Raw genomic sequence first — 4,660 nt, 5'->3', positions numbered from 1 at the left:
CGCCAATGCCGGTGTGGCCGGGGTCGAGGAAGCCTTTATCATCTATCGCCCCACGGGTCAGATCATGTGGGCGCTGGTCGATGGCGCCGCACAGGCCGAGCTCAACCTGCTTATTGCCGGTGTTGAGTACGACCTGCTGGCTTGATAAAAGCGGCGGCTGCTTTGGACCTTTCGCATGCGAAAGGTCCAAAGCAGGCTCTATTCCAGCAGATCAGCGGCGGGATTTCTGGCTGGATCGACATCATCGTAATAGCGCGCAGCCTGTGCCATGGATCGGTGCAGCGATAACCGCATGGCGGCCTGTATCGGTGCCCCGTCCAGCGCGGCCTGCGTCAGAAACCCTGAACGCAGACCGTGCGGCGTGGCATAGTTGGCCGGGAATCCGGCCAGTTGCAGGCGGTGTTTGACGATCTGGTAAACCGCATCCGGCGAGAGGGGCCGGGTGAGCGGACGGTCCGATTTGCTGATCGGGCGGAACAGGGGGCCATCGGTGATTTTGGTGGCATCCAGCCACGCCACCACCGCCCGCGCGGCGCGACCTTTCAGCACCAGTCTGGGGGTGCTGCCTTTGGCGGTGGTTTTTGTTTCGACCATGTTGATCCAGACAAACCCTTGATCGTCGAAATCACGCAGGTCCAGATCCTTGACGCGCAGGCCGGTCAGTTCCGCCCTGCGCCGTCCGCCCGAGGCCCAACCCAGCATCAAAATCGCCCGATCCCGCATTCCGCGCAGCCCCGGTTCGCAGGTGTCCAGCATCGCTGTCAGGATGTCGCGGGTGATCGGGTTGGCTGATTTGGGCGCATGGGGGCGGGCATTGGCGCGGCGGGCTTTGGCACGGGCCTGGCGGATCTGCGGGGCGTCGAACGGGGAGTTCAGCGCTTTCATCCGGTGAAACGCCCGCCATGACGCAATGCGCCGGTCCAGTGTTGCGGGGGCCGGGCAGGTCAATTCGCAGCGCAGCCCCGCAGCGATCAAGGCCTGCGCTGTTTCTTGGGCCGGGTCATGAGCGGCGCAATCGGTCAGGTCGCGGCTGTGGTCCAGCACGAACAGCAGCGCTGTTTCTTCGGGTTCGGGCCATATCAGATCGCTGTTCAACCGGGCCTGTTTCCATGCGGTGATATAGATCAGGTCGCGTTCATAGGCGCGCAGTGTATTGGCTGGCGTGCCACGCAGATACAGGTCGGTCAGGGCCTGACTGTCATGTTCTGATAGGGCAGGGGGTGTGTGGAGGGTCGACAGCGTTTTCATGCGGGTGACTTTGCCGGGCACGAGAGGAATTTTCAAGACACATGATAACTGTAACTTATCATGCTTAATAAAGAGATACGAACAGTGGCGTAGTTGTTTTCAAAATAGGCTAATTATGAAACTATAAGTACGAAGCTGTTTATATAGAGCGATAAATGATGCCTCTCAAAGGCCCCTATGACCCCGATCCGACTTCGGAAGAGGATCTGTGGTTTCTGCCCGGCCCGGTCGAGGCGGGGACCTCTGATCCTTGGGCCCCGCCGTTGCCAATGGCCGGGGCAGCAAGGCTGCCGCGTGTTGCGGACTGGATGCGGGGGCAGGGCGATCTGGCGGCGGATCTGGCGCAGGCGGCGATGGCTTTTGGGGCGCTTGACGCGCGGGCGCGGCAGATGGGGCGCGGATTGGTGCAGCGCTTGGTCCTGACCGAGGTGGCGGACCTCAGTTGGCATTTGGGAGAGCGGATTAGCGCGGATCGCCTGGCCTTGTATTTATCGGGGCGGCTGGCGGGCACCGGGGATGCGGCCCGCGCGCTGTATGGGGCCAGCTGGGCTGTGCGGAGGTTGCGAAATGGCGGCAACCCTTTGGAGGATCTGGGGGCATTTCTGGGGCGCGGTTCTGGGGCCAAAATAGGCTCTGATATTGAGGGATTTGGCTGGATGTTGGCCCCGCAGGGCGAAGAGTTTCAAGCGCTGGCCGGGGCGTGGGCGCAGCGCCTGTCACAGGCCGGCGCGCTGCATCCGTTCGTGCAGGCGGCGTTTGGATGGATGCTGTGGAGCATGTTGGAGCTGTCAGGCGACGCGCCGGGGATCGAGGCTGCTGTGAGCGCCGCCTGCCTGGCCGCACGGGCCGGGCGCGGGGGGCTGGGGTTTGTGCCGCTGGCGATGGGCGGCGGTATGGCGCTGCGCCAATCGGGCGAGGCACCGGTGCGGTTGGCGGCGTGGCTGAGCGATGTTGAACGGGCCTGCCTGCGGGGGCTGATGCTGGCCGATCAACTGGCGGGCTGGCAGCAGCGCGCGCTGCGGCAGACAGCGCATCTGTCGGGGCGCACGCCGCCGCTGCTGATTGATGTGTTGCTGGGCTGGCCCATGGTGCCGTCGTCCTTGGCCGAGCGTGAAACAGGTGCAAGCCGGGCTACGGTTTTGCGCAACCTTGAACGTTTCGAGGATCTGGGCCTGATCCGTGAGCGCACCGGGCAGGGGCGGTATCGCTTCTGGGAGGTGGCGCTGTGACCGGCTGATAAAGGCACTTTGCCGGATCTGTTCCGCGCGCCATTCTTTGAGGTCTTGATCAAGGCCCAAGCGGATATCACCCAAGCGGCATGGGCGTGAAATACAACCTGCGGATCTGGCCCGTCATATGCATTGGTTGAATATTTGGCCCAAAACCAAGCTATTGGTCTTGGTCACGTGATTTTTTTCTGCAATGTTGGCCCCAATATTGCGGAGCTCGGGCACCGGCCCTGATTATGGTCCAGTATATTCTATCTTTTGTAAAACCACCGGAGAACTCTTGAAATGCTGATTACTTATAGTGGCCCCTACAGTGACTTTTTCACAAAGGCCTTTTTTGATGATTTCGGCGATGTCGACATCGATGTGGTCAGCGCATCTTCGACGGAAATCGTTCTGGAAAACCTCACCACCGGCGCCCTGACCACGCTGACCGGAACAGGATTCTCGCTCAGCCCCAGCGCTTCTCCTCTCAGTGGCACGATCACTGGCATGTCTTTCGAGAAAAGCGGCAGTATCGTGGCCACAATGGCCAATTTCAGCTGGGGTCTGGTGGCCTTTGACAATTCCCTGACCGAAGACGGAGTCATGGATTTGGCCTCGCTGTTGTCAGCGCAGCCGATCACCATCGATGCGAGTGGTGCCTCGACCTATTTCGACATGGAAGAATGGGCCGAGGCCTCTCCCTTGATTACCAGCGACATGACCATCACGGGCACGCCTTTTAATGACCAACTGATTGGCGGGGCGGGCAATGATACGATCAACCCCGGGGCCAATTACGGCAATGACCAGCTGTATGGCACGGCTGGAAATGACGCCTATGATTTTATCAATGCCGATGATTCCAGCTACTATGAGATCAACTATGCCATGCTGAGCGCGGGCATCACGGTGAATATCGACGGCGCGGCGGAAACCGGATCGGTTTCGGGCGCGGATGGCACCGATACGTTCCTGAACCTGGGCAATGCTCTGACCGCCGGGGACGGCGGGTTCAGTGTGATCGGCACGACCCACGATGACGTGTTCAATGTCACCGCGGCCCCCGGCACCTGGATCGTCTATGGCGGCGGTGCGGGGAATGACACCTTTAACCTGACCGTCGATGAAAGCACCCGCCTGTTCTACAACTGGGATGGGGAGGACGGCCCTGATCAGGGGCTGGTGATGAACTTGGCCACAGGGGTCGTGTCGAATGATGGCCTGGGCTATTCCGATCAGGTCAATGTGTTGGGGGGGGCGGGGCGGCTTGAGATCCGCGCCACCGACTTTAATGATAGCATCATCGGCAGCGACCGCCGCGAAAGCTTTATTCTGGAACAGGGCAATGACACGCTGGATGGCGGCGGCGGTGTGGACCGCGTGCGCTATGACCGGTCGGGGGTTGATGCTGTCGTCGTGGACTTGGCCGCAGGCACCGCAACGGGCACATGGGATGGCAATGGCTTTACCCACCTGCTGAGCAATATTGAATACGTGCGCGGCTCGTATTTCGATGACGCGCTGCTTGGCAGCGACGGTGAGGATACGTTGGAAGGCCGCGTCGGCAATGATACGTTGAGCGGTCGCGACGGCGATGATCGCCTGTATGGCGAAGGCGGCAATGACAATCTGTCTGGCGGGTTGGGTCAGGACCGTCTGTATGGCGGTGATGGCAATGACACGCTGATCGGCAATGAGGGCGACGATGTGCTGATCGGCGGCGAATCAGAAGCTGATTTGCGCGACGTGATATATGGCGGCGATGGTAATGACAGCATCGACGGCGGCTATGGCAACGACGAGCTGCGTGGCGACAACGGGGACGACACGGTTTCGGGCGGCTTTGGCACTGATACGGTGATCGGCGCGGACGGCAATGATGTGCTGACCGGTGAGGCATGGAGCGACATGCTTTATGGTGGGGCCGGGAATGACTTCCTGAATGGGGGCTTCGGCTATGATCGGATGAATGGCGGAACGGGGGCCGACCGGTTCTTCCATCTGGGCATCGCCGATCACGGGTCGGACTGGATTCAAGACTATACGGCCGCTGATGGCGACGTTCTGGTCTTTGGTCAGGGCAGTGCCACGGGCGATCAGTTTCAGGTGAACTTTACCGAGACCGCCAATGCCGGTGTGGCCGGGGTCGAGGAAGCCTTTATCATCTATCGCCCCACGGGTCAGATCATGTGGGCGCT

At 60.8% G+C, this 4,660-nt stretch carries 3 protein-coding genes; 2 read left to right on the top strand and 1 reads right to left on the bottom strand.

Going from position 1 to position 4,660, the window contains the following annotated elements; all coding sequences use genetic code 11:
* Positions 1-198: 198 nt before the first annotated feature.
* Positions 199-1,248, bottom strand: a complete 1,050-nt coding sequence (locus BSF79_RS19290; RefSeq protein ID WP_090271452.1) for a site-specific integrase — start codon at positions 1,246-1,248, stop codon at positions 199-201.
* 155 nt (positions 1,249-1,403) lie between these two features.
* Here BSF79_RS19290 and BSF79_RS19285 point away from each other — a divergent pair, with 155 nt between their 5' ends.
* Together BSF79_RS19285 and BSF79_RS20250 are read left to right on the top strand one after the other, a co-directional pair.
* Positions 1,404-2,477, top strand: coding sequence for a helix-turn-helix domain-containing protein (locus BSF79_RS19285; protein WP_090271451.1), 1,074 nt, complete (start codon positions 1,404-1,406; stop codon positions 2,475-2,477).
* A gap of 285 nt (positions 2,478-2,762) precedes the next feature.
* Positions 2,763-4,660: calcium-binding protein (locus tag BSF79_RS20250; RefSeq protein ID WP_090271449.1), on the top strand; the 1,898-nt coding region annotated here is incomplete at its 3' end.

Origin of the sequence: Thalassovita taeanensis (genome assembly GCF_900110775.1) — a bacterium.
In the GTDB taxonomy this organism is placed as follows: Bacteria; Pseudomonadota; Alphaproteobacteria; order Rhodobacterales; family Rhodobacteraceae; genus Litorimicrobium; species Litorimicrobium taeanense.
The sequence above is the reverse complement of the archived record's forward strand: the minus strand, read 5'-3'. Positions and strand labels throughout refer to the sequence as shown.

What these genes read in the sequence shown, in the direction of transcription:
- BSF79_RS19290 (WP_090271452.1), bottom strand. Translation starts at nt 1,248, where the DNA reads ATGAAAACGCTGTCGACCCTCCACACACCCCCTGCCCTATCAGAACAT.
- BSF79_RS19285 (WP_090271451.1), top strand. Translation starts at nt 1,404, where the DNA reads ATGATGCCTCTCAAAGGCCCCTATGACCCCGATCCGACTTCGGAAGAG.